A 26,262-nucleotide genomic window follows, 5' to 3' on the forward strand; every position below is an offset into this window, starting at 1 on the left:
TAAATCATTTTCTATGTCCTTCCAGGATTTAGAGTTGGTAAGGTACGGAAATGAATTAACTCGCATCAGTTCTAGTGTATAAAGTGACATTAGAAAATTGTTTCCATATGATGCAGCTGCTACATTTAGGTATTCTGACGGAGGACGCCTGGTGGCACAATCAACTCCTGCATCTTCTTCAATCACAATCAGTTTCCGAACCCTGCGGACCGAAAGCCCCTGTGCTTTTTGACTTTTAACTCAGCCTCCTGAATCAGGCCGACGTTCCTGACTGTCAACTTTGCCATCTTCCTTGCTGCTTTGTCTGCAAATCTAACGCTATCTTTGGCTTCCGGTTCATTTATGCCTTGACCGGAACAGTACGAATGGAGTCTACACTGAACAAAACCACCCTCAAAAACCTCATTTTCGATCTCGGTGATGTGATCATCCCAATCGACATGACCGCCCCAATGCGCAATTTTGCCATGCTGGCCAACCTGCCCGAGCAGGAAGTCATGGCCATCTGGAAGCAGCATAACATCCTGAGCCAGTACGAAACCGGCCTGGTGGACGACGATGCTTTCCGGCAACACGTGCGCGAAGTGCTTCGAAATCAACACGGCACCTCCGACCGCTGGGCCGACGAAGTAATCGATACCGCCTGGAATACGGTCCTGCTGGACATTCCTGTCGAGCGGCTGGAGCGGATCAAGGCGCTGAAAGGCCATTATCGCGTGTTTTTGCTCAGTAATACCAGCCCGATCCACATTCGGCAGGTGAACAAGGTGCTGACGGACATGGGCCAGCCGACGCTGGAAGACCTGTTCGAAAACGTATTTTATTCTTACGCCGTCCGACTGATGAAGCCCTCGCCCGAAATTTATCGGCATGTACTGAGCCAGGCTGGGCTGGAAGCCAACGAGACGGCGTTTTTCGACGACAACGGCGCGAACATCCAGGCCGCTGCGGAGTTAGGTATTCAGGCTGTACACGTGCAGCCTCCGAAAACAATTCTGGATTATTTGAAAGACCTGGGATAGAGCGGGCAGCCCCTGCGCTTCCCCAGTGGTTGGGCGGGTTCTTCCCCGCATTACGTACATGAATCAACGCACAAAGACCTACCTCCTGCATGGAGGTCTTTTTTTAATTACCCTGGTGACCACCACCCTGGCCGGGGCCGAGTGGATGTTCGGTGGGTTATTCATTCCGTTTGAAGGAGTGAAGCGCCTGGGCTGGCACGAGTTTCTGGCCGGGTTTCAGTTTTCCGGGCCGTTTCTGGCGATTCTGACGGTTCATGAGTTCGGGCATTATTTCACGGCGAAAGCCAACCGGGTTCGGGTAACCCTTCCGTATTATATACCACTCTGGCTAGGGCTGGGGCAGAGCATCGGTACGCTGGGTGCCTTTATCCGCATCAAAGAATATATCGACAGTCGCCGGAAGTATTTCGACATCGGTATTGCCGGTCCGCTGGCAGGCTTCGTGCTGGCGCTGGTGGTGCTATGGTATGCATTTACGCACCTGCCACCGCCGGAATTTATTTTCACGATTCACCCGGAGTATAAAAAATGGGGACTCGATTACGCTAAATATGCGTATCGGAATCTGCCGGAAGGAGCCGCCGTGGGCCTGGGCGACAACCTGCTGTTTCATTTTTTTAAAACCTACGTAGCCGACCCAGCCCGCGTGCCACATCCGTACGAGATGGTCCACTATCCGTTCGTGCTGGCCGGTTATCTCGCCCTGTTTTTCACGTCGCTAAACCTGATCCCGATCGGTCAACTGGATGGCGGTCATATACTGTACGCGCTGATCGGGCGAAAATGGTTTGGCTGGGTATCGCCGATCTTATTTATCGGGTTTGCTTTTTACGCCGGGCTCGGCATCTTCAAACCGACGGATTTTGCCATTCCGTCCGACGAAGCTTTTTTTTCGGAACTGCTCTACTTCGGCCTGTACGTCGTCGTGTTGTTTCTGGCATTTGCACGTATCAGCGAAAGCCGCATCACCTCCCTGCTCATTACGCTCAGCATCGTCGTCGCGCAGTTACTGGTTTCGTGGTGGCATCCCGACTGGGAGGGATACCCTAGCTTTATGGCCTTTGCTTTTGTGCTGGGCCGGTTTCTGGGCATTTATCATCCCGAAACGGCCCTGGAAGAACCACTGGGCTTTACCCGTAAAGTACTGGGCTGGATTGCCCTGCTGGTTTTTGTGCTGTGCTTCAGCCCGCGCCCGTTTCTGCTCTGATAACCGGCCGACTTCCTGGTTTACAAACCGGGGAAGTCAAGTAAATTTTCTTATCTTACCGTCTCATAATGAACCTTCTATCTACGACTTTATGGGGCTTTTTTCCAGGCAACTTTCCGATGCTGAGCTGATAGCAGGTATCCGGGCGGGCGGGGCCAAGCGTCGATTTTCCGAGAATAAGCTGTATGAGAAGTACCGGTATCTCATCGCGGATGGTACGCATAAGCATCGTCTGACCGAAGAAGAGTGCGCCAGTGCGTTTTCCGATACGATCATGAGTATCATCGATCACATCGTTTCTGGGCAGTTCGAAGGCCGTTCGGAACTGAAAACGTACCTGTATCAAATATTTTCTAACAAATGTGTTGACGCAATCCGGAAAAAGACGACTAATCGGGGGAAGGTGCACGACGCGGCATCGCTCGATGATTCGCTCATGCAACTGCCCGACGAATCGCGGTCTATTGTCGAAAGCCTGATCGCGCAGAGCTACATCGAGCGGTTGCGGCAGTACCTTAACGAACTGGGCGACAAATGCCGCGACATGATCATGTGGGGCGGAGAAGGCTACTCAGACGAGGAAATTGCGCAGATGATGGGCTATAATTCGGCCGCGGTGGCAAAAACCAGCCGCCTACGATGCCTGGAAAGATTACGGAAACGCTTTCACGACACACCATGAATACCGATCTGGAAACGATTGAAAATTACCTGACTGGCCAGCTCCCGCCCAACGAACGAGCCCAGTTTGAAGATGCCCTCCGAACCGACCCCGCCCTGGCCGAGTCGCTGGCGTTTTACCTAATGACGAAGCAGGCCGTTCGCGAGGAGCGCCGGGCCGAACTGGATGCCCTTCGGAACCAGACCGAACGGGTTCACCCGCTCTGGAGCGCCCCCATGCGCTGGGTCGCAGCCGCCAGTGTGGTGTTGTTTTTAGGCGTGGGCTGGTACTTTTTCCAACTGTCCGACTCGGCCAATACGGCCAGCCAGTTAGCCGATGCCTATATCAGTCGGCATTTCGAAAGCCTCCAGACAACCATGGACGCTGGACCGTCTGGCTCACGCACGACAGATAGCCTCCGGACGGGCATCGACCGGTTCAACCAGAATCAGCTCGCCGAGGCCGACGCTATTTTTGAGGATGTACTGAAACGCCAGCCCACCAACGACAGCGCCCTGAAGTATGCGGGCATTGTAGCGCTTCGCCAGGGCAACTATGATCAGGCCATTACGCTGTTTCACCACCTGAGTCAGCAGACGGACCTGTTCGCCAATCCTGGTACGTTTTACGAAGCTCTGGCGCACCTGAAGCGCGGCCAGCCCGCCGACCAGATCCAGGCGAAAGAACTGCTTGACGAGGTAGTTCGTAAAAATCTGGAGGGCAAGAAAGAGGCTCAGCGGCTATTGGAGGCATTATAACAGACGCATTCCCTAGCAATAGGCTTAACGTCTGAACAAGTCATTATTGGTTAAACAGCAACAAAGTCGGACAAATTTGTCCGACTTTGTTGCTGTTTAACCCGGCGACTACGACTAAGTCAGTGATTCATTAAAGTGCTGTTATCAACCCCGGCATCAAGGTACTATAAAAGCAAACTATCATTTGAACGAAATTAACCGTTGAATAAAAGTTAGGTTGTAAAGTTGTTTGGCGGGCTGATTACCAGGAACTTGTTCGTTAGATGGCTGGCTGAATAGCACATTATTTCACAACATCTCCCACTTATTAAACTCATGCGATCCCTAGGCCCCACACCCGACTCTGAACTGCCTTTTGTGCCAGAAGATATGGCCAGACCCTGCTGTGCTGATAAAGAAAATCTCAGAGAGATTTTTCCGAAACCATTCGTGATTGAAAACAGCCTCTTTAAGATTCCTGATGAATACATCATCATGAGTCAGGTAGGCGAATCACTAGATTTTCTGGAAGTTGAGAAAGAATATATCTTAACCAGTGACGGACATATTTTCAACGTAACTGTCGAACGGAACAACTCATTTGGCGAGCAGGGACGAACATTTGTTTTATTGAAAGGCGTAAATGGGAGCGATCTGCGTGGTATGGCGACCTTTGACCAACTGGATGTTTTTAGTTCAGATAGTAACGAAACAATTGTCCTAAATAACGAGCAGATTGGAGTCAATCGTTTAGGGCAGATTCACCCGGGGCCGACGGGCGGATCTGGTAGCAGCGAAGGTTATCCAAATGCTTATGGCATTAGTCGGCCAGTTGTACCGGTGGACACTTCTTCAACGGATGAGCACACTGATTATAAGCGAGAAAAACCTGTAGAAAGGCCTGCTTACTATGATTATTGCTCAATCAGTGTTGCAGTTTTGGATTCAGGTTTACTGGCTAATACTATCAAATATAGGCAAGATAACGAGGAGAGGTCCAATGGATGGAACTTTGTAGCCGACAACGCAAATACTCATGATGACCACCCGGAAGCGCACGGAACTCGTATTAGTTTAATTATCAATTATATATGTCCGTCGGCTGAAATACTTCCAGTAAAAATTGCTCAAGCCAGTGGTGCCTGTGAACTATATGACGTACTATGTGGACTAGAGTACGCACGCGTACAGAAAGCTCAGATTATCAATGCCAGTTTCAGTTTTAAAATTGCACCTGATAGGACGATTCCGCTCCTGAAAACCATGATAAATGCGCTAAAGAAAGAAAATATATGGGTAATAGCCGCTGCGGGCAACGCAATCCAGTACCCAAAAGATGCTTTAGGCAACACACCACCACTGGGCGAAAATGCACCGCTTAATCTACCTGCCTGTTATAGTCGGAACAAGAGTAAAAACCGGATTGTGACAGTAACGACTGTGAGCTGTACCCGAAAATTGAAGCAAGTTGATGGACATTCTGAGGTGAAAGTAACGAAGTTAAAGCTGGGAGAATGCTATTCAAAAAAGTTTGTGGATGTAGGAGCTGTTGCGAACGGGTTCAAAAAACAACCCTTTGTTATAGACGACCATTCATTTCAGGCACCAGACTTTGAGGCTCGGCCCGGCACATCATATGCGACAGCTTATGTTACCGGTATTGTTGCTACTATTTTGTTAAGAAATATTGGCTACGACAAGAAGCAATTGATGCGAAAACTGACTATGAAAAAGCATCATAAACTGCAAGAAGGAATTCGAGATGGAAATTGCATCAAGGTATAGGCGTCAACTGATTTGTCTATTCGTTTATATCGGATATTCAGCTAGTCTACAGTTGTTTGCCCAAGCTCAAGCCAATAAACGGTTTGAGCTTACGGCTTTTTATAAGCAAGCAACAACAGAAGCAACTCCTGAGAAAATAAAACAATTGACTAGGTTGATTAAGCAGTGGGAGGAAAATCGTTTATCTCCCGATTCAACTTATGTTGATGTTCATCTTGATCTAGCAAAAGCTTTATCAGACAATCAACATCGAATATCTGCAATTTCACTTCTAACCAAGGTAATTGCTTTTTATCGAGAATCAGCTACTGGTTTAAAATCAGAAGATTTAATTAAAACTTATTACCGCTTAGGGGTTTGCTACAAGGATGATGGAAACTTTGCGATAGCTCGTCAAACATTGGAGCGTGGTATTCAAATTAGTCAATTGATAGGACTTAGTCGCTGGGTATCGTATATGCATAGCAATTTAGCCTTCTTGTTCTATCAATCTGGGGATTACGAGCGAGCCTTAATACAGGCCGAAAAATCAATCGAAATTGGAGAGGTTGTTCATAGTGATCGGGCTATTGCCAATGGACTTTTTGAAAAAGCCAAGGCACTTCGCGAACTGGGGCGTATTCGGGAAACCCGGCCTGATCTGGAAAGAGCTATTCGGCTGGCCGAACATAATCAGGAATTAGTGTATGATTTATCGCTTTATTATGTCACGTTGGCGTATGTCTGTAAAGCTGAAGCTAAAACTGATGAAGGAATTCTCCACTTCCAGAAAGCAATTTCACTTAATAAAAGCTTGAATGACAGCCTTGGCATTGCAATGAATAATGCTGACTTTGGTTATTATTTATATAATCTGGGCCTTTATAACGTAGCCGCTAATGTGTTACAAGAAGGGATAAGATTTAGTCTTGCGCCTTATATTACAGCCCGCACATGGGATAACTTAGGGGCTGTATATTGGAAGAAAAACCAGTATATAAAAGCGTTAGATGCGTACCAGCAAGGGTTGCATACGTTAACGCGAGATTTTCAGGGCTCGGACCGGAACTCGTTACCAACGACCAATTCTATTCAGTCGGCTGCCTACAAGGAATATCTCCTCACCCTGATTCAGGACAAAGCCGATACCTGGCTCGATTATGCGAAAGCGACGAACAATCCCCAGCGGTTTCAATACGCGCTCGATACATACAAGGTCGCCGATCAGATGATCGATTTTATGCGCTGGGAGCATACGGGGCAGCAGTCGAAACTCTACTGGCGCAACAAGACGCGGGGCTTATACGAACGGGCCATCGAAACCTGCTTCCAGCTCAGCAATACCGAACAGGCATTCCGGTTTCTGGAAAAAAGTCGGGCGGTGATGCTGGCCGATAAACTGAACGAACTCGGAGCCCGGCAGCAGCTTTCTCCGCAGCAGGTACAGGAAGAAGAACGGCTGCAGCAAGCCGTCGCGCGTCAGCAAACCAAACTGGTCGCAGTTAAATCAACCAGTAGTGCCGAGTACAATACGGCCCGGCTGGCGCTGTTTGCCAAACAGGATAGCCTGACGACCTTTCTCAAACAACTGGAGGTATCGAATCCCGCTTATTACCACTATAAATACGACAACACGACAGCCTCGCTGCCCGATTTACAGCGATATCTGAAAACGCAGCAGGGTTCGCTCATGACGTATTTCGTTGGTGAAAACGCCCTATACGTTATGGGTATTACGGGCGATACCGTGATCCTGCATAAACAAGCCGCCGGCTCTTACACGCAAACCGTGCGGGAGTTCACGACCCTGCTGGCTGACCCCGAAGTCATGAACAAAACGGCTCAGGTCGAGCGGTTTCGGCGACTAAGCCACAGCCTGTATCAGCAGTTACTGGCTCCGCTGTCGCTACCCAACGGCCGGGTGATTGTTTCGCCCGATGGCGGCTTTATCCCCTTCGATGCGCTCAGTCGTTCGCCCAGTCAGTTGCGGTATGCCGTCGACGACTATGCGTTCAGTTATGTGTACTCGGCCAGCCTGTGGCTCAAAAACCGATTATCCAGGGTCCGGGTCCCCGGCTATGCGAGAGGTCGGTTTCTGGGCGTAGCACCCGTGCAGTTTGCGCCGTCGCTCAAACAGGTGGCGCTGGTCAACGCCGATGCAGCCCTTGTACCGATCGCCGAACGCTTTACCTCGCCAACGCTATTGACGCATGGGGCAGCTACCCGCCGGAATTTTCTGGATAAAGCCGCCGATGCCCAGGTCATTCACTTGTTTACCCACGCAACCGCCGACAGTACCAATCAGGAACCGACACTTTACTTCGCCGACTCGACGCTCCGTCTCTCCGACTTCGGCGACAAGGCCCTGCCCAATGCCGAACTGGTTGTACTAGCCGCCTGTAAGACGGGCATTGGTGCCGTTCAGCAGGGGGAGGGAGTCTTCAGTCTGGCACGGGGGTTTGCGGCCCTGGGCGTTCCAAGCGTACTGACGACCCTCTGGAGCGTCCAGAATCAGGCAACCTACGAGCTGACAGACCGGTTTTATCAGCACCTGGACGAAGGGCTGCCTAAAGATGTTGCCCTGCAAAAAGCCAAACAGGAGTGGCTTGCCAACGCCGAGGGGGCCGGCGTCCTGCCGAATTACTGGGCGGGCCTGATCGTCGTGGGCGATGCCGAGCCACTGCCGCGGCTGAACCTTGCGCTGTGGGGCAGTTTTGTGGTGGTATTAACCCTGGTTGCCGGATTGATTTTCTGGCACGAGCGTCGACGTCGACCGGTTAAAGCGTCAGTTTCAGTTCATCAGCCAGTTTAAAAACCTCTTTCAGACACTGGGCGGTCAGCACGGCATCTTCCAGGGCGTTGTGAAAGCCGTCTTCGCGGGCGAAGCCAAAGTAATTGGCAATAGCCGTCAGGCTTAAGCGGTCCGGAACCTTGCGGCCGTTGGCTTTCAGTACCCGGAAGGTAAAGTAAGCCAGAGTGTGCAGATCGAGCAGTACGCGCGAGTAGGGCCATTTCTGTTTTTCGTACCGATAGGCTTCTTTCAGAAAATTGATGTCGTTGATCACGCTTTGACCGCAAATGATCACGTCGCGCAGAAAGGGCGTTCGGTCGAGCTGACCTTTGGGGACCCGGAGCCCTAGTTGGGTGCAGATCCATTCTTCCATCTGGGGCAGCACGTCGTAGATCATCGGCGCATCGTCCAGATCAGCCAGGGACAGGTTATGGATTTTTTCGGATGACGATGAAAACGCTTCCTCGTTTTCGGGATACACATTCGTCAGGTACCGGCCTTTTTCTGCCCAGTTGTCGTCGAAAAGAACCGCCCCAATCTGAATAATTTCGTTATAGTCCGGCTCGGGGCCGGTCATCTCCAGGTCAAGTACTAAAAAAGGCATAGTGTATAAACCGATGCGTTGTCAAGTTCCATCGGCTGTGCAAGATAACGGTCAGGAGATTGTTGGCCTAGTTAGTTTGTACAATTTGGTATGACCCCTGCAGGGTCACATATTTATAGAGAACAGATCAGCTACAAATATGTGACCCTGAAAGGGTCATACTGCCGCTGATATAACATCTAAATGTACTTTCATGAGTTTGATATTGTGAAAAATAAAGCCGTAATTTTTCGGCATCGAAACTTTTAGACGCTTATCCTGGTTTTACTACCAACTACACCAGAAAGCCCCGGCAGAGATACTGTCGGGGCTTTCTTCATTTGCTACAGTAGGCCAATGATTTCTTACATCGATTCGCCCCAAATGTATTTGCTGAACCAGCGATAATTCTCCTCCATGACCTGCCGCATCGACTTGGGTTTAGTGATGCCATGGCCAAATCCTTTATACACCACCATCTTTACAGGGACCCCTTTGTCTTCCAGCGCCAGCCGCAGCTCATACGCGTTGGCAATGGGTACGCGCCGGTCCAGCTCGCCATGCTGAATGAGCGTCGGTGTTTTTGCCCGACTGATGTAACTGATGGGGGAGGTCTTCTGATAAATGTCGGCATTGTCCCACGGGGTGCCCTGTAGGTATTGTCGCGTAAACGGAGTAATGTCGGTGTTCTGGTAGTACGTGGCCCAGTTTGAGATACCGGCGCCTACCGACGTGGCTTTAAAGCGATCGCTGTAGGTCGTAATAAACGCCGAAATGTAGCCCCCCTGGCTCCAGCCCATAGCCCCGACCCTGTCTTTATCGACCATACCTTTTCCGATGAGGTAATCGACACCCGAAATCACATCGTCGTAATCACCCAGCCCCAGGTTCTTGACGTTCAGCGCCCGGAATTTAGCCCCGTAGCCCGCCGACCCCCGGTAGTTGGGCCGCAGCACCAACGCTCCCTTGGCGGCAAATAGCTCGACCGGGTAGTAGCGATCCGCCGTTACCGAAGGTAGGTCGATGCCCGTAGGGCCACCGTGAATAACCACCAGCAGCGGATATTTTTTGGCCGGGTCATACTTGGCGGGTTTGATCAAAATTCCCTCGATCATATTGCCATCTACGGATTTCCAGCTGATAACTTCGCGGGTAGCGGTTTTGAAAGGCACCAGTTGTTTGCCCATATCCGTCAGAGTTTTGGGCGCAAACGCCAGCAGGGCCGAGGTCTGAATTTCGGCGTATTGGTTCGGCAGGGCGCTCACGAAGGCCATTTGCCGACCGTCTTTGCTGAACGAAAACTGGGAGGCCAGTAAATTGTCGGGTTTGGTCAGACGATCTATTTTCTGAGTAGTGGGATTCAGCCGGTACAGATGAGCCGTCGTTTTCTGGTAACCCCCGAACAAAATGCCGTCGGATGTCCATTCGAACAGATTCGCATTTTCGTCGAAGGGGCTGGTCAGCACTTTCGGCGTACCGCCGGTGGCCGGAACGGTAGCGATGAGCCGGTTGGTGTAAAAATAATAGTCGTTTTCGTTGGCGGTCGTAAAGGCGATCTGCTTGCCGTCGGGCGACCAGACCGGGTTCTGATCGGGGCCTTTAAGCGAAACAATCCGGTGGGTTACAGTATCGCCAAGTGTCAGCACGTACAGATCCGAGGTGTGACTGTTGACCAGATCGGGGTTTTTCGACGCATCGAATGCAATTTTCTTCCCGTCGGGTGATACCGCAAAGCTACCGACCGAAAACCCGATGCCTTTGGTCAATGCTTTTCCCTGAGAGGGTTTCTCATTATCCAGACTATCGAGCAGGTACAGGTGCACCATCTTGTAATCGTCGCGGACAACCTCGTAGTCGCTGTATTTTTCTTTCCGGTCTTTATCGGTTTTCGCGTCGGGCACGGTAGCCGAAAACACAATCTGCTTACCCGTCGGCGACCATTCAAACGCCGTTACGCCCGTTTCGAATTTCGTGAGCGGTCGGGCTTCCCCACCGCTCGGACTGATGATATATACCTGCGATTTATCGTCGCGGGTGGACAGAAAAGCGATCCATTTGCCATCGGGTGACCAGGCCGGGCTGCTGTTCGATTTTTTGGAACGAGTCAACTGAAACCGCTCGTTGCTGACCGTGCTGGCCAGCCAGATATCGGTGTCGTAGGCATTTTCTTCCCAGTTGGTTCGGGTAACGGTATAAGCGACCCACTTGCCGTCGGGTGAAAGTTGTGGGTTCGAAACGCTCTTCATAGCGATCGACTGATCGATGGTGGGCGTCTGCGCAAAGGTCATGCGCATACTGACCAGCAGGATTAGCTGGGCGAGCTGGTAACGGAGTTTCATGCGAGGAAGTGATAAGTACCCCTGAAAATAACCAACTCCGGTCAGAATTGAAAATTATCGCGGCCGGGCTGGCGAACCAGTTTTAATCCGCATTTTTTAACGCCCATACGGATTGAAACTGGAACGACAGCCCGGCCGCGATACCGCTTACTTCAACCGCTCTATAATTTTACCGATGTCGGTGCTGACCTGTTGAATGAAATTGAGTTGCTCGACCAGGACCCGATCGTCGGTAGTTGGCAGGGGTTTTTCAGTTTCAGGACCGGTTTCGGGCAGTGGATGGGCTACCTCGACGCCCAACCGCCGTAAACTTTCGGTAAGTGTAAACAGCGCCCGCTTAACGGGACGAAGCAGCAAAGATGGGTAACACTTGGGCTGCCCAGTCACCTGTGCTGACGCAATGGTCGCAATGTTGGCCGACAGAATGTGATTCAGCACCACGAATTCGTAAATCAGTTTTCCGTTCCGCTGCTTGCGTTTGGGTTCTGAAAGCATCCGGTCGAAAGCCGCCGACAGGTTGGCCGAAGTAACGTAAATTTCTTTGCGTGCCAGTTTGTAATCGACCAGTCGGATCGCTTTCCCCGACAGGCTGTCGAGCAAAAGCTGTAGGTAACGGACATTGGCGTTGAGGACGGTCTGCATGGGGGTTTTTAGTTGCTCCGACTCCCACTGCGGGAACAGTAAATAGCTGGCCAGAAACGCGATGATACCACCCAGCAGGGTGTCGAAAAATCGCTCTTCGGCGGCTCCAACGTAACTGACACCCAGAAAATTGAACAGGATCAGGATAAAAGGCGTCACGCAGATCACCATCACGATGTAGTTGATGCGCTGGGCACTGTAGGTTCCCAGCATCAGGAGCACCATGCAGCCAAACTGTACCTGTTTGTTGGGCAGATAGGTCAGAATCAGTACGCCAATGATTCCACCGGCCAGCGTGCCGATGATCCGTTCGATGTTTCGTTGTTTGGTGAGGCTGAAAGCAGGTTTCAGAATAACCGAAATGGTTAACAGCACCCAGTAACTATGGTGACCGTAGGGGAGGAGCTTGGTAATGACGAAACCAACCAGCATGGCGATACCGACCCGGATCGAATGCCGGAACACGGAAGATTCGAGCGTCAGGTTTTCCAGAAAGGACTTCAGATCGATTTCCTGGTGGGAAACGAAGCGCCCGTATTCCATAGCCTCGTTGTCAAGCGGGCTAGGGTTGGGCAGCGCGAGATTTTTCTGCAGGGTCGCAATCCGCTGGCTTACGTTCCGTAAACTGACCAGCACTTTCTTGAGCACCAGCGTGCTACCATCCTGGTCGCCCAGCGCATCGATGTGGCGCTTCAGCCGGTCCAACTGAGGCAGCATATCGACGGGTTTTCGGAACGAAACCGGCGACTGAATGGCCAGCCCGATGTGGTCCAGTTCGACGGAAAGCCGGTGAACGAGCCGGGAAATCTGGTGGAGTACACTCGACTTGCCGAAACGCTCCCGGATGTCGGCATAGTCGTAATACATGGCAATGATCTGCTCGTAGAGATCAACGACATCGACGAACGTCAGCAGCAGTAACCGCCCGGTTCGGGTCGACTCCGTAACGATCCGGCGGCTTTTGAACAACACTTCGCGCACGGCGTCCTGCTTCTCGCTCACGTCGACCTGCTGAGCAATCAGCCGGCGGTAATCTTCGTCTAAATCGGTCGATACATCGTAGAAATCCGCTTTGATGTCCATCAGCTTGGCCATCTCGTGGATGCACTGCCCCAAAGCCTGTTGCGCCAGCCGGTACGGTTGCAGCCCCGAGGCCAGCAAACTGATCGTGCTGTACCAGAGGCTACCGGCCAGTACCAGCCCACTTTCCAGCAGCACACCTTTGGCATCCATCGGTCGGTCGAGCATCAGAATCATGATCAGTAGCGCGGCTGTTCCGACGGAAGTGGCTCGATTGCCATAGATGGCAAACATGGAAAAGAAAAAGCTGAACAGCAGTACCTCCAGGCCCAGCGTGTAGTCGTTCATCCGGGCAAATCCCGTGATGAAGGTGACCGTAAAGCTGATCAGGGCGCTGGCGGCCATGCCATTGCGTCGGTGCATGACCGGACCCGGCGCATCGCTCAGGCTCACGTTCAGCGCTCCCAGCGACATAGCCATACCCGCCGGAAGCTGATCGAATTGAGCGAGTACCAGCGCCGGAAGCAGAATGGACAAGGTTATCCGCAGCCCATCTGAGAAATACTGACTGGACAGAAAATAACTGACTTGTCGGCTCCGCTTGTTCATGCTGGAAAGATAAATGGATCGCGGGCTTCAACCCGTAATCCCCTATGCCGGAAGGGCGCTGGTCTTCCGCTCACCAATTTGTTGGCGCCACATGGCGTAATAAAGACCTTTTTGCTGAAGGAGTTCGTCGTGGCTGCCCGTTTCGACAATCCTGCCTTTTTCGAGTACGAAAATCGTGTTGGCGTGTAATATCGTCGAAAGCCGGTGGGCAATCAAAATCGTAATCTGAGAACCCATCGCCGATACGCTCCGGACGGTATCCGTAATTTCTTCTTCGGTCAGCGAATCCAGCGCCGACGTCGCTTCGTCGAAAATCAGCAGGCGCGGTTGGCGCACCAGCGCCCGGGCAATGGAGAGCCGCTGTTTTTCGCCCCCCGACATTTTGAGCCCTCCTTCGCCGATCTGGGTGTCGAGCCCTTTTTCGGAGCGGGCCAGCAGATGATCGCAGGCGGCTTTGTCGAGCGCGTCCAGCATCTCGGCCTCGGTTGCGTCGGGCCTGACGAAGAGCAGGTTTTCGCGGATAGTGCCCGAAAACAGGTGCGTATCCTGCGTGACGAAGCCAATCTGCCGACGCATCGGGTTGAACCGGATGTCTTTGGTCGATATGTCGTTGTAATAAATTTCCCCGCCAACGGGTCGGTAGAGCCCAACGAGCAGTTTCACCATTGTGGATTTGCCCGACCCCGACGGCCCCACAAATGCAATGGTATCGCCCAGCCCGGCTTCGAACGACACGCCGTCGATGGCATTCTGGGCGGCTCCGTTGTGTCGGAAAACCACATCCGCAAACCGCAGCCGCTCGATGGGGCCTACCTCGATAGGCGATTCAGGATTTCGCTCGATGGGCTTTTCCATCAGTTTCTGGAAGCCACTCAAGCCCGCTTCTGCTTCCCGGTAGGCCAGGATAATGTTGCCCAGGTCCTGTAGCGGGTTGAAGATCGACACCGAAATAAACTGCATCGAGATCAGCTCGCCCGTACTCAGCACGTTCCGGAAAATGAGCCACAGCAGCGTAAACAGCACCGATTGTTTCAGCACGTTCAGCGTGGTGCTTTGCCAGAACGACAACAGCCGTACCCGCCGTACCTTAAACATTTCCAGCTCGAAAATGCGGCCCGTCTGGGCTTTTAGCCGACGGATTTCGGGAAAGGTCAACCCCAGGCTTTTGATCAGCTCGATGTTGCGCAGGGATTCGGTAATCACGCCCGAGAGCAGCGCCGTTTCGCGGTTGATGGACCGTTGGGTGGTTTTGATCTGTTTGCTCAGCAACCCCGTCAGGCCGCCCAGCAGCAGCACACCGATCAGAAATACGGGCACCAGCGCCCAGTGTTTGGTGATGGCGTACCAGATTAGAAACCCCATGCCGACAATCGACGAAAACAGTACGTTGACGAATGAGTTGATGAATTTCTCGGTGTCGGTCCGAACCTTCTGCAGAATTGACAGGGTTGCTCCGCTGCTCTGGTCGCCAAATTCCTGGTACGACAGCCGCAGGGTTTGTTTTAGCCCGTCGTTGAAAATGTCGGTGCCGAATTTCTGCACGACCAGCCGCGTCATGTACTCCTGAAACCCTTTGGTCAGGTTCGACAGAACGGCTACGCCCACCGCAATAGCCAGCAGTTGCAGTACCCCCGTTATTTTCTGGGCTTCCGTTTTCGAGCCGGGGTGGGTAGCGTATTCGTCGATCAGTTTCCCGAAAATAATCGGGTCGACCAGTGCCAGCACCTGGGCTATACCCGCCAGCGCCAGGGCCAGCAGGGCCAGCCAGCGGTACGGTTTGAGGTATTTCCAGAGAATCGGCATAGTAGGGCAAAGGGGGAAGGGCATAGGGGATTGGGTGAGGGGCATAGGGTGACATCATAACCCCCATGCCCCTCACCCAATGCCCCCTGCATCAATACGTATCCAGTTCCTCGATCCGGGCCTGGTGGCGACCACCTTCGAATGGCGTGTCGAGCCAGATCTGAACCAGTTTCAGGGCGGTTTCTTCGCTCATCATCCGTTCGCCCAGCGAAAGAACGTTGGCATTGTTATGCTGGCGGCCCAGCCGGGCAGACTCTTCATTCCAGGCAATGATGCACCGAACCCCCCGCACCCGGTTGGCGGCAATGGCTTCGCCGTTGCCCGATCCGCCGAGAACAATGCCGCGTTCGACGTCGCCAGCCGCTACGGCTTCGGCAACCGGTCGGATAAACAACGGATAATCGACCGACGGGGTTTGGGCGTAGGTGCCTTTGTCGATAACCTCGTGACCGAGGTCGGTGAGCATGTGTCGGATGGCTTCTTTGTAGAGGAAGCCCGCGTGATCGGAGCCAATGGCGATTTTCATGAGTAACTGAAAAAGATAAAACCAGGGCCAAAAGTAGCAGAATCCTGTACGAAGATGAAACCTTAACCGAGCAAACTTGTTCGGAAAACAGACTGGCGGTAATTTGCAGCCCGTCGATCCAATTCACTATGATACCAGCTACTAATCAGCGCCCCCCCGCTACCATCCTGTTTATCTTTGGTGGCAGCGGTGATCTCAATCTCCGCAAGCTTACACCCGCGCTTTACAATTTGTATATAGACGATTACCTGCCCGAACATTTTTCCGTAGTCGGTCTGGGTCGCAGCCCCTATACCGACGAGTCGTTCCGCGAGCGGTTGCTGGAAGGGGTTCAGTCGTTTTCCCGTCGCAAAAACGGCTCCGACGATACCTGGAAAGACTTTTCACCGTCGGTAACCTACCTGCAGATGGACGCTGGCGACGCTGGCGCCTACACGAAGCTGTCCGACTACGTGACCGCCAAACAAACCGAATGGGGCGAGCACCCGAATGTGGTGTTTTATCTGGCTGTGGCTCCTCAACTGGTGCCGGGCATCGCTACCAACCTCGGCAAGTTAGAACTCTGTGGCGACAAGTCGCACGTACGGATCGTGGTTGAAAAACCCTTCGGACACGATCTCAAAACGGCGCAGGAGTTGAACGCGCTGCTCGGAGGCCTGTTTGCCGAAGAACAGATTTATCGTATCGATCACTATCTGGGCAAAGAAACCGTACAGAATATTCTGGCGCTCCGTTTTGCCAACTCGCTGTTCGAACCGATCTGGAACCGGCGCTACGTGGAATACGTGCAGATTACGGCCTCGGAAACGGTTGGCCTCGAAGGGCGCGGTGGCTATTACGAAGGCTCGGGTGCGCTGCGCGACATGATCCAGAACCACCTGCTTCAGGTGTTGTGCATGGTCGCCACTGAAGCGCCCATTTCGTTCGAAGCCAATGAGGTGCGGAATAAAAAAGTAGACGTGCTGAATGCCATTCGCCGGATCAAGCCCGAACAGGTAAAGGATATGGCGGTTCGCGGGCAGTACGGCCCCGGCCAGAAAGACGGTAAAGACATTCCGGGCTATCGGCAGGAAGAGGGGGTAAAACCGGATTCGAAGACAGAGACGTTTGCTGCCGTTAAGCTGTTCGTCGACAACTGGCGCTGGGAAGACGTACCGTTTTACCTGCGGACGGGCAAGTCGCTCGCCGAAAAAATGACGGTTATCGAAATTCAGTTCAAGCCCGCTCCGTACTACGCTTTTCCGGAAGAAGCCACGCACAACTGGCAACCCAACCGGCTGACCATCGGTATTCAGCCAGCCATGGATATCCGGTTGCAGTTCCAGGCAAAACGGCCCGGGCAAACCCTCGCCATCGATCCGGTCGAGATGGTGTTCAGTTACAAGGATGCCTACGAAGGTCAGGAACCGGAAGCTTACGAAACTCTGCTGCTGGATGTTATGACCGGCGACGCGACTCTGTTCATGCGGGCCGATCAGGTCGAATCGGCCTGGCGGGTGGTGACGCCGATTCTGGAAGCCTGGGAGGCCGGAACCCCCGACTTTCCGAACTACGCACCGGGGTCATGGGGACCCGAAGCCGCCGATGAACTGGTCGAAAAAGACGGTTTTCAATGGATGGTAAGAAATAAATAATCAGTAGCTAGTGGTCAGCCATGAACCACTAGCTATTCTCCATAACCCCAACCGCTAAGCCCTATCCCTATGCCCCAACTGGCCGCCCTTTTCGTTGATGACCCAAGCCTGCCGTGGGAGCCGGTAGGTGAAGGCGTAAAACGCAAAATCATGACTTACGATGCTAACCTGATGATGGTCAAGGTAGCGTTCGAAGCGGGGGGCGTCGGAACGCCCCACAGCCATTACCATACGCAGATGAGCTACGTAGCGAGTGGGACCTTTTCCATCATGATTGGCGAAGAAACCCGGACTGTGCGGGCGGGCGATGCGTATTACATTCCGCCAAATGTCTGGCACGGGGCCGTCTGTGAAGAGGCCGGGGTGCTGGTGGATATATTTACGCCCTTGCGGGAAGATTTCGTGTAAAGCAGGCCTTCGGCTGTAAGCCGTCTCACAGTTCCCGATTCCAGCTTCATAACCGTGGCACGGCTCCTGGCCGAAGCCTACAAAGAAAAGGTATGCAACTTATTGTCAAAAAGAACCCGACCGAACTGGCCAAAGCTGCGGCCGACCTGATCACGAAGCGGATCAAAGACGTTCTGAAAACGAACGATCGGTTTACAATTGCCCTGTCGGGTGGAAGCACGCCCAAAGCCCTGCACGAATTGCTGGCCAAATCGCCTTATGTCGAGCAGATTCCGTGGGCACAACTGCACGTTTTCTGGGGCGACGAGCGGTACGTACCGATCGATGACGAACAAAACAACGCAGGTATGGCGTACGATACCCTGCTGGGGCACGTATATACACCTGAAGATCAGATTCATGTATGGCGTACGGACCTGGAACCCGAAGCGGCCGCTGCGGATTACGACCGGGTCCTGCACACCTATTTCGGCGATACCGGCCCTACCTTCGACCTGGTCCTGCTGGGCATGGGCGACGATGGGCATACACTCTCACTGTTTCCGGGGACCGACGTCGTTCACGAAAAAAATGCCTGGACGAAGGCGTATTTTCTGACCAAACAGGATATGTACCGTCTAACCCTTACGGCTCCCGTCGTAAACCGGGCCAGTTGCGTGCTATTCCTGGTAGCGGGCCCTAAAAAAGCAGAACCGCTCAAAGAAGTGTTGCAGGGAACCTATGATCCCGACAAATACCCGTCGCAGGAAATTAAGCCAGCCAATGGCGAGCTGATTTGGCTAGTGGACGAAAAAGCAGCTGCTGATCTGACGTAACGGGTGGTTCAGCCGACCGACTATCCGTAACCAGACTCGTCCTTTATATCTACTCTTTATGCGCATCGTTTCCTGCTGTCTGCTCGCGTTCTTACTGGTAAGGGTCTGTCAGAACGCAGCCGGACAGCAGGATTCTTCGGCCAGAAGTACAGAGGTATACACCGAAATCGGGACCTTACTGACATCAGGCCGGGCGGTGCCTTTCTGGCAACGCGCCAATCAGTACGGGACTGTGCCATTGACCGGTTCGTTGGGTACACTACGACTTGGTATCGCTTCCGACTACCGCCCGTTGCCAGCCCGGCGCGTCGACTGGGGGTTTGGCCTGGACCTGGTGGGGAATACCAGCCCGTCGGGGCAGCAACTGATCATACCACAAGCCTACGTGAAAGCCCGTTGGCGGCAGCTCGAACTCTACGTCGGACGTCGGCGAACGATCCTGGGGCTGGTCGATACCCTGTTGACTTCTGGTTCCTACAGCATGTCGGGAAATGCCCTGCCCTTACCGACCATCCAGATCGGGACGAGGGGGTATGCGCCTATTGGGTTCACAAAAGGCTTACTTAGTGTAAATGCCACTTTCGGCCATGCCTGGTTCGAGTCGGCCAACCGACTGGTCAGCCATACCTTCCTCCACCAGGCTACGCTATACGTCCGGATCGGTAAGCCGACCTGGATGGCCCGGTTTTATGTGGGCGTCAATCATCAGGCGGTGTGGGGTGGGTATTCGCCTTACCTGCCCGCCGGGCTGTCGGTAGATGGGAAATTACCCACTAGTCTGGAGTCTTATTATTACGTGGTTACGGCCAAGTCGGACAGCGATTTGTCTGTCGATGGGCACGTGTCGTCGTTCGACGAAACCAACCGGATCGGAAACCACCTGGGTTCGCTTGATATCGGTGCTGAAGTTGACCTTGGCAATACGACCATACTCCTGTATCGGCAAAATCCGTACGATACCGGGGCTATCGTATACCTGACGACCATTGCCGACGGACTGAATGGCCTGAGTATCCGACGGCGGCAGCCCGGCAGCGGGTTCATCTCCGTCGACCGGGGACTGTTCGAATTTTTGTATACGGGCAATCAGGGCGGCAATCAGTTTGTGATCGATGATCCACAATTGCGCGGCAAGGTCAATTATTTCAACAATTCGCAGTATCAGGATGGCTGGACCACCCGCGCCCACACCATCGGCACGCCGTTTCTGACACCCGAAGGAGATATCCGGCCGTGGTTGCCCTACGGACCGATCATCAACAACCGGGTGTCTGTACTGCATTTCGGCCTGAGCGGACGCATGGGTCGGGAGATAAGCTGGTTGCTGAAACTATCGAACAGCAAAAATGCCGGAACATACGACGCGCCGTTTGCAACGGTACTCAACCAGTTTTCGGGGTTGGTGCAGGTTTCCGCTCCGCTACATTTACCCCTGCTGGGGCGCGTTCGGCTCAACGCCACCGGCGCTATCGATCGGGGAACATTTCTGCCTAATTCGTCGGGATTCTATCTTGGGCTGCGTACCAAGTAAAAGATCGCGGCTTGGTAGCTTACGGGGGCACTTATTATACGGCTTCGAATAATCAGGCTATGGCAAGGTTTTGTGGACAAATAACTTTATTTTTGCCCGTCGGTTTCTCAGAAAAATCCAACTGTACTCGTTCTGCTCCAACTAATTCTTAGAACTTTTCAGTGGCAGAATTCCCGGGCTATCTCAGAAAATCGACTTGCTGGTTCGATATAGCTTCGGGACTTTATCCGTTCTATAAGCTAGCAGGCTGGATCGGAGACGCAACGGATCTTCGGCGAAAGTTTCGTTTATGGGTGGCGATTTTTTGTTGCTGAGCATGGGCAGCGTATACGCTAAACCGCATCTGTACACCATTTATGGCTAAGTTTATTCGTTTTTTACAGACCCTCGACTACATTCGGTTCGTGCTCGGTATCTGTATAATGGTCGATGGCTATCCGCTGATCTTTTTCTTTCGGGATGCGCTGCGGTTTGCCCCTGGAAGTTCGACGTTTACGGCTCTCTGCTTTGGGATGGGGCTGATTATGATGATTCCCTTTACCGTACTGCGTCGGTTGTATCGGCCCAATGAGCAGCTGTTCTGGGTTGGCATCGCTTTTCTGCTGCTCAGCATCACCTACATGTACGTGTACCCCGAACCGGGCGGGAGCGACAAACCCCGGGAACTGATCTGGTACGCGTTCATCTTTATTTTCCTCTTTCTGCTGATCAGCATTCCGAACGATATTATCCGGGTTGCCATTCCGGTCATTGTCTTTTTTACCCTGGTGTCCAATCTGGGCCTGATTTATTCACTGATCAAAGACCCTAGCTGGGCCATTGGGCAGCGGGCTACGATCGTATTGAACAACAGTGATGACGGATCAGGTAATCCGCACGTTTTTGCACGAAATGCCTACATGGGGGTCGTAGCCTGTGCTATCTGGCTCATGCGGCCGGACACCAATTTCCTGTTCCGGCTCCTGTCGCTATTTGCCGGGATCCTGAACATCATTATTCTGGTGCTGACCCAAACGCGCTCTTCGGTTGTCGCGCTGCTGGTGGCGACGGCGCTGTTCATGGCCATCAACGTTCGGCCTGCTCAGATTCGTACGGCTATCCGTGGGCTTTTCAGGCCGATCCCCATCATTGTCATGGCAGCCGGAGTCATTGGGGTGATCCTGTTTTTTCGCCGGTATGGCGACGTTTATTCGGTACTCTACGGCTACGTCCTGAACTTCATGGACCGCAACCTGGAGAACATATACGCGTTTCTGGGGCTGCATGCCAAGGGCGTGGATTACCGGGCTGCGCTGGATGATTCAGTGGCCAACCGGGCGAACAATTTCAATTTTCTACTCAATACCTTTCTTGGCCACGCGCACATGCTCATTTTTGGGTACGGGTATAAGTTTTCGTATCTGGATGTGCCCATCATGGAAGCCTTCACCGATCTGGGTCTTGCGGGGCTCCTGCTGTTTGGTGGTATCAATGTGATGGTGTTGCGGCAGTGTATCCGGGTCATGTACCAGAATCCGAATCCGTGGAATACCTTCCTGGCTTATTTCTACATCCTGGTTTTTGTACAGGTGTTTACCGGAGGACGACCGTTCGAGGTGACCTTCTGGTTTCCGCTGGCGCTGATGATTCGATTTATGGGCGTCGAGCATTTGTTTCCGGCTTACCTGATGGATCATCCCGAGCCAAAACCAATCGAAGAGTCACCGTTTGTGGTTGTCGCCAATGGACAAAGCTGATATTGGCTGGCTCCGAAAGCTCTTCTTAACCAGCGTTTTTCCGAAAAGTCGGAACGCTGAGTCTCTATTTTTTGCAAGCTGTTTATGTTGACTTCCGCCAGCCCCCCGAGAAAAGTATTCAACACGATTCAAATTCTTAGGGGAGTAGCCGCTTTAATCGTCGTCTTTTTTCACCTCACGCTTGGTTACGAACGGCGTGGTCAGGAACTGATCATCGGTGGTCTTTTTCAGAACGGCTTTGCGGGCGTCGATCTGTTCTTTGTGATCAGTGGGTTTGTGATCATGCATACCTCCCACGGCTATTTCGGTACACCTGCGTATTTCGGCTCGTATATGCGTAAACGACTGATTCGCATCTATCCGATCTACTGGATCACCCTGATCATCATTATCAGTGGCCTGCTACTGGTCGAGTTTATCACTAAAAAGCCCATCGACTACCTGCCGACGACCTGGTTTTTAATGGTCAGCTCGTTTCTGCTGTTGCCTAATCACCCCAACATCAATGGAGTCACCTGGAGCCTGAGCTTTGAATTGTACTATTATCTGCTGTTTGGACTGCTGATCGTGGCGAGGCAACTCTGGCCCGTAGTCGCGCTGGTCCTGCTGCTGTCGGGGGCGGGGATTATCTTCCCAACTTTGTTTACCGAACAATTTCCGTCGCTCTACTTCTTTTTTAGTCCCTACAATCTTGAATTTGCTTCGGGTGTGCTGGCCTGGTGGGTGGTCCGGCATTATAAACCAACCACGATCCTGTGTATGGGGTTGCTGGCTCTTTCCGGAATCTGGCTGGTGATGCATGAGGGCACGCTGTTCGAGGAAGCGGCCAGACGGGTGAAACTGTACGGGGTCAGCTCGTTTCTGGTCGTACTGGCTTTTACCGGTCTGGAAGAGAGGGGCTGGTTCAGGCCTTCGTCGATCAACCGGGCGTTTATGAAAATCGGGGATGCGTCGTACTTGATTTACATCACTCACTTTCCGTTTCTCCCGTTTTACAACAAGCTGGTAGTTTCGCTGTCGACCAGTTTATGGTGGCAGCATATTGCCGCTTTTTCGTTCGCCGGTATCATCACCCTGGTTTGCCTAGAACTGCATCGACGGTTCGAAGCACCCCTGGTGAAAAAATTAAATTTACTTTTCAAGCGGGTAAGTCCCAATAACGGTTAACCACACCTGCTCTTTGCCGATGCGCATTCTGATCGTTCATAATATTCTCTGGGCGCACTATAAATCCAGTGTCTTTCAGGCTTTCCAGCATCTTGCCGATCAGCAGCCGGACGTTCAGGTGAAGGTATTACAGATTGCCCGCAACGAGCGGTCCAGGGCCGATCTGGAAGCGAAAACGGATGTGGATACGCCGACCTATTCGTACGACTACGAACTGCTTTTCGATCGGTTTCTGGAAGACGTTGGCCTCTATGAGCGCGCTCGTGTTCTGCTGGCGCGCGCCCGTGCCTTCCAACCCGATGTCATTACCATAACGGGTTATTATGACATGGCGCAGATTTCCCTGCTGCTGTGGGCCCGCGCCCGCGGCATTCGGGTAGTCATGCAGAACGAGAGCACGGCCGCTGACCAGCGGCAGGGCGGCTGGAAAGAACAATTCAAACGCTGGATATTCAGTCAATGCGCCGGATTCTTCTGCTTCGGTACCCAGTCGGCCGATTACCTGCTTCAGTTAGGCGTACCGCCCGGCAAGATTCTGCTTCGGAAAAGCGCCGTCGACAACAACGCACTTCGGAAGGCTTACGAGCGGGCCCTGCCCGGACGAATCCGGGCGCAGCAACGACAGGGTATTCGACCGCATAATTTTGTGTTCGTCGGTCGATTGATTGGGTTTAAAAACCTGCCTACGCTCGTTGCCGCCTTTGCGGAAGCCGTGAAACAATCGGTGCAAGCCGATCGGTGGGGAATGATCATACTGGGTGATGGCCCCGAGCGGGAACCGCTTCAGCAACAGATCGACGCTCTGGATCTGAATAGCCGGATTCGACTTATGCCAGGTCGCCCCTGGTTTCGGGTGCCCGACGTACTGGCTCTGAGCGACGTTCTGGTGTTGCCGAGCCGGTCGGAGCCCTGGGGACTGGTCGTCAACGAAGCGCTTGCCTGTGGCATGCCGGTTATCGTGTCGGATCGTTGCGGGTGTGCTGCCGATCTGGTGCATGAGGGGCAGAACGGCTTTGTTTTCGATCCGGAGCAGCCGGCTCAACTTACAGCTTTACTCAGTCGGTTTATGAAGGAAGGCATCGACTGGCCGCAGATGCGGGCCGCGGCTCTGCAAAGCATCGAACCGTATTCGCCGGAAGCCGTGGCTCAGGATATGCTGAAGGGGTTTCTGACGGTGAGTCAAAAGAAGGCAAGTGGGGCAAATGTATGAGGATACGGACGAGATCGCAGCCTGCCGGTGGTGGGCTGCGGTCGTTTACTTAGCTTATCAGGTATGAAGATATTTTTTTCGGCCGGTTCGTTTTTCCCGGCACAGATCGGTGGCCCGGACAACATCATGTACTGGCAGGCGAAAGCGCTGACGCAGCGCGGGCATCAGGTCTGGGTAACGACAACGGACGACGGCATTGGCCCCGAAGTGGAAAAGGACCGTTGGCTGACAACTGACTTCGGTCGGGGTATTTACGTAAAAACGGCCATTCATTACGCTCCGCTGAAACTGATGCTGGCATCGCTGAAGCCGCTCTGGCAGTGTGAGGTGGTCCATCTGTCGAATATATTTTATCCGGCTTCGTGGCTCCTGGCTCCGCTGGCGCTTCTGTTAGGTAAAAAAGTCGTCTGGACGGTTCATGGCGAATTTGACCCCGACGTACTTATTTACAGTACCCAGCGCAAAAAAGTAGTACTGAGCCTGGTTCGGCTGGTGGCTAAACGAATTCTGTTTCACTCGACCTGCGACGCCGAAACCCAGTATATTAAAGATCAACTGGGAACGAGTACGCGGATTGTGCAACTGCCCTACTTTATGGAGCTGACGCCCACGCTTGCCCGGACACCGGGTGATTTCTGGCTATATGTTGGCCGGATTCACCCCAAGAAAGGCATCGAGCGGCTGATTGAAGCCTTGCCGTTGGTTCGCAAAAAAAAGCGGCTGAAGATTATCGGCGATTACCACAATGAATATGGTCAGCAACTGATCGAACTGGCGAATCGGATCGGGTACCGCGATCAGATCGACTTCCTGGGGCATAAGAAAGGCACTGAGAAGTACCAACTGATGGCCGATAGCTACTGCATGATCATGCCGTCGTATACCGAAAATTTTGGGATCGTCGTGACGGAAGCGCTGACACAGGGTACCCCCGTTATTGCGTCGCTGGGGACCCCCTGGAAAATCCTGAGCGATCGCCGGGCCGGTTTCTGGTCGTCGAACGACGTGCAGCCCCTGGCCGATACCCTGAATCAAATGGCAGACATGGACCCGGCGACCTACGAGCAATACCGTCAGAATGCCGCTCGTTTGGTCGAGGAGTACGACATCACGAAGAACATCCAGAAATGGGAAGATATCTACCAGCGGGTGCTGGGCGGTCGCTTATAAGAGCCGCCTGAACCACCCGCCGGCAGTTAGGCGCGCTGAACGACCTCTTTTTTGACGACCTTCGCCCAGTCGACTTGCCGGTCGGCTTCGGCCAGATCGACGAAGGGATAGTCGGTTAGGAGTTGCTTAAGCTTCGGCAGACAGTTTTTAAGCCCGTAATACGATTTGAACTGGCGCGTTCGGCTCAAACCGGGAATCATGGGCTGACCGGCATCGAAGTCGCGGGGGTGAAAGTAGGTCATCACGTAAGGAGACCGGCGCATCAGCAGCCGGATGGCTTCGTAGGGCAGCAGCCGAAAGTAGCCCCCGCCCGAAAAGACCAGATCCTGCCCTAACACCGCGGCCGTATTCATCGGAAATTCTTTGAGTAGCGTGCCACCCACATTCAAATACCCCGGCTCGAACATCGCCAGCGACGCATCGCCCCCGTGGGCCCGCCGGGCCGAAAACACCGAGCAGTCGATTTCAATTCCTTCGTCAACCAGAATCGGAAATACCCAGCGGTTAAACTCCTTGATGGAAAAACCCGGCGCCCGATACGACCGGACTTTCTTGCCGGTCAGGTCCTGCAAATGCCGGATCGACCGCGCCAGATCGGCCTGGAATTCGGCCGGGGTTTGTTCATAGGCAAGCTGATGGGCGTAGGAATGAGTTGCTATTTCGTAGCCGGCCGCGTCGATCCGGCGAATCACGTCGGGGTGTTTGTCGGCAACCCAGCCGAGGCAGAAAAACGTGGCCCGGCTGTTGGTGTCGTCCAGCAACTGGAAAATACGGTCCATGTTTTCATAAATCCGGGTTTCGTAACGGCCCCATTCGGCTTCCGTGCGTGTGGAGGCATTGTCCAGAATATGAAACCACTCTTCAATATCGAACGTCAGGATATTCAT

General features: G+C 53.0%; 20 protein-coding genes. 14 read left to right on the forward strand and 6 right to left on the reverse strand.

Translation table 11 applies throughout. The annotated features are described in order from the left end of the window. The first annotated feature begins 365 nt into the window (after positions 1 to 365). From ACYVC2_RS23115 to ACYVC2_RS23140, 6 genes are all read left to right on the forward strand, one after another. Positions 366 to 1,022, forward strand: coding sequence for an HAD family hydrolase (locus ACYVC2_RS23115; RefSeq protein WP_461106193.1), 657 nt, complete (start codon positions 366 to 368; stop codon positions 1,020 to 1,022). A 58-nt stretch (positions 1,023 to 1,080) separates the two neighbouring features. After that, complete coding sequence (locus ACYVC2_RS23120) at positions 1,081 to 2,229, forward strand: site-2 protease family protein (protein WP_461106195.1); 1,149 nt, start codon at positions 1,081 to 1,083, stop codon at positions 2,227 to 2,229. Between the two features lie 91 nt (positions 2,230 to 2,320). Next, positions 2,321 to 2,911 carry an RNA polymerase sigma factor gene (locus ACYVC2_RS23125; RefSeq protein ID WP_461106197.1) on the forward strand — a complete coding sequence of 197 codons (591 nt, stop codon included), beginning with the start codon at positions 2,321 to 2,323 and terminating at the stop codon, positions 2,909 to 2,911. Beyond that, positions 2,908 to 3,648, forward strand: a complete 741-nt coding sequence (locus ACYVC2_RS23130; protein ID WP_461106199.1) for a tetratricopeptide repeat protein — start codon at positions 2,908 to 2,910, stop codon at positions 3,646 to 3,648. The genes ACYVC2_RS23125 and ACYVC2_RS23130 overlap by 4 nt, the downstream gene beginning before the upstream one ends. A gap of 315 nt (positions 3,649 to 3,963) precedes the next feature. Beyond that, positions 3,964 to 5,412: a S8 family peptidase gene (locus tag ACYVC2_RS23135; protein WP_461106201.1), complete on the forward strand. Its 1,449-nt coding sequence runs from the start codon at positions 3,964 to 3,966 to the stop codon at positions 5,410 to 5,412. Between the two features lie 457 nt (positions 5,413 to 5,869). Further along, entirely contained in the window at positions 5,870 to 8,203 is a 2,334-nt protein-coding gene (locus ACYVC2_RS23140) for a CHAT domain-containing protein (RefSeq protein WP_461106203.1), read from the forward strand. On the opposite strand, the gene ACYVC2_RS23145 is transcribed toward ACYVC2_RS23140, so the two are convergent. The 5 genes from ACYVC2_RS23145 to ACYVC2_RS23165 all read right to left on the reverse strand — a co-directional run bounded on the left by ACYVC2_RS23145 (position 8,169) and on the right by ACYVC2_RS23165 (position 15,704). After that, positions 8,169 to 8,786: a 3'-5' exonuclease gene (locus tag ACYVC2_RS23145; protein WP_461106205.1), complete on the reverse strand. Its 618-nt coding sequence runs from the start codon at positions 8,784 to 8,786 to the stop codon at positions 8,169 to 8,171. The genes ACYVC2_RS23140 and ACYVC2_RS23145 overlap by 35 nt on opposite strands. Positions 8,787 to 9,130: 344 nt before the next feature. Beyond that, a complete protein-coding gene (locus ACYVC2_RS23150; protein ID WP_461106207.1) occupies positions 9,131 to 11,104 on the reverse strand; it encodes a S9 family peptidase in 1,974 nt (657 codons plus the stop codon). Between the two features lie 147 nt (positions 11,105 to 11,251). Beyond that, positions 11,252 to 13,375: an FUSC family protein gene (locus tag ACYVC2_RS23155; RefSeq protein WP_461106209.1), complete on the reverse strand. Its 2,124-nt coding sequence runs from the start codon at positions 13,373 to 13,375 to the stop codon at positions 11,252 to 11,254. Between the two features lie 42 nt (positions 13,376 to 13,417). After that, positions 13,418 to 15,178 carry an ABC transporter ATP-binding protein gene (locus tag ACYVC2_RS23160; protein WP_461107224.1) on the reverse strand — a complete coding sequence of 587 codons (1,761 nt, stop codon included), beginning with the start codon at positions 15,176 to 15,178 and terminating at the stop codon, positions 13,418 to 13,420. 91 nt (positions 15,179 to 15,269) lie between these two features. Further along, the gene (locus ACYVC2_RS23165; RefSeq protein ID WP_461106211.1) at positions 15,270 to 15,704 is read right to left on the reverse strand and encodes a ribose-5-phosphate isomerase; all 435 of its coding nucleotides are present in this window, start codon (positions 15,702 to 15,704) and stop codon (positions 15,270 to 15,272) included. Positions 15,705 to 15,832: 128 nt separating this feature from the next. Here ACYVC2_RS23165 and zwf point away from each other — a divergent pair, with 128 nt between their 5' ends. The 8 genes from zwf to ACYVC2_RS23205 all read left to right on the forward strand — a co-directional run bounded on the left by zwf (position 15,833) and on the right by ACYVC2_RS23205 (position 25,375). Continuing rightward, positions 15,833 to 17,338 (forward strand): glucose-6-phosphate dehydrogenase, encoded by a 1,506-nt coding sequence (gene zwf, locus ACYVC2_RS23170; RefSeq protein ID WP_461106213.1) that lies wholly within the window; start codon positions 15,833 to 15,835, stop codon positions 17,336 to 17,338. A 69-nt stretch (positions 17,339 to 17,407) separates the two neighbouring features. Beyond that, positions 17,408 to 17,746, forward strand: a complete 339-nt coding sequence (locus ACYVC2_RS23175; RefSeq protein WP_461106215.1) for a cupin domain-containing protein — start codon at positions 17,408 to 17,410, stop codon at positions 17,744 to 17,746. Between the two features lie 92 nt (positions 17,747 to 17,838). Continuing rightward, the gene (gene pgl / locus ACYVC2_RS23180) at positions 17,839 to 18,561 is read left to right on the forward strand and encodes a 6-phosphogluconolactonase (RefSeq protein ID WP_461106217.1); all 723 of its coding nucleotides are present in this window, start codon (positions 17,839 to 17,841) and stop codon (positions 18,559 to 18,561) included. A gap of 58 nt (positions 18,562 to 18,619) precedes the next feature. Then, a complete protein-coding gene (locus ACYVC2_RS23185) occupies positions 18,620 to 20,092 on the forward strand; it encodes a capsule assembly Wzi family protein (protein ID WP_461106219.1) in 1,473 nt (490 codons plus the stop codon). Positions 20,093 to 20,448: 356 nt separating this feature from the next. Further along, on the forward strand, positions 20,449 to 21,828 hold the full coding sequence (locus ACYVC2_RS23190) for a hypothetical protein (protein ID WP_461106221.1): 1,380 nt from the start codon (positions 20,449 to 20,451) through the stop codon (positions 21,826 to 21,828). Positions 21,829 to 21,912: 84 nt separating this feature from the next. Beyond that, the gene (locus ACYVC2_RS23195; RefSeq protein WP_461106223.1) at positions 21,913 to 22,995 is read left to right on the forward strand and encodes an acyltransferase family protein; all 1,083 of its coding nucleotides are present in this window, start codon (positions 21,913 to 21,915) and stop codon (positions 22,993 to 22,995) included. A 19-nt stretch (positions 22,996 to 23,014) separates the two neighbouring features. After that, positions 23,015 to 24,205: a glycosyltransferase gene (locus tag ACYVC2_RS23200; RefSeq protein ID WP_461106224.1), complete on the forward strand. Its 1,191-nt coding sequence runs from the start codon at positions 23,015 to 23,017 to the stop codon at positions 24,203 to 24,205. 63 nt (positions 24,206 to 24,268) lie between these two features. Continuing rightward, entirely contained in the window at positions 24,269 to 25,375 is a 1,107-nt protein-coding gene (locus ACYVC2_RS23205; protein ID WP_461106226.1) for a glycosyltransferase family 4 protein, read from the forward strand. Between the two features lie 26 nt (positions 25,376 to 25,401). Here the strand turns inward: ACYVC2_RS23205 and ACYVC2_RS23210 are convergent, their stop codons facing one another. Further along, positions 25,402 to 26,262, reverse strand: coding sequence for a polysaccharide deacetylase family protein (locus ACYVC2_RS23210; protein ID WP_461106228.1), 861 nt, complete (start codon positions 26,260 to 26,262; stop codon positions 25,402 to 25,404).

Source organism: Spirosoma koreense (assembly GCF_054777875.1).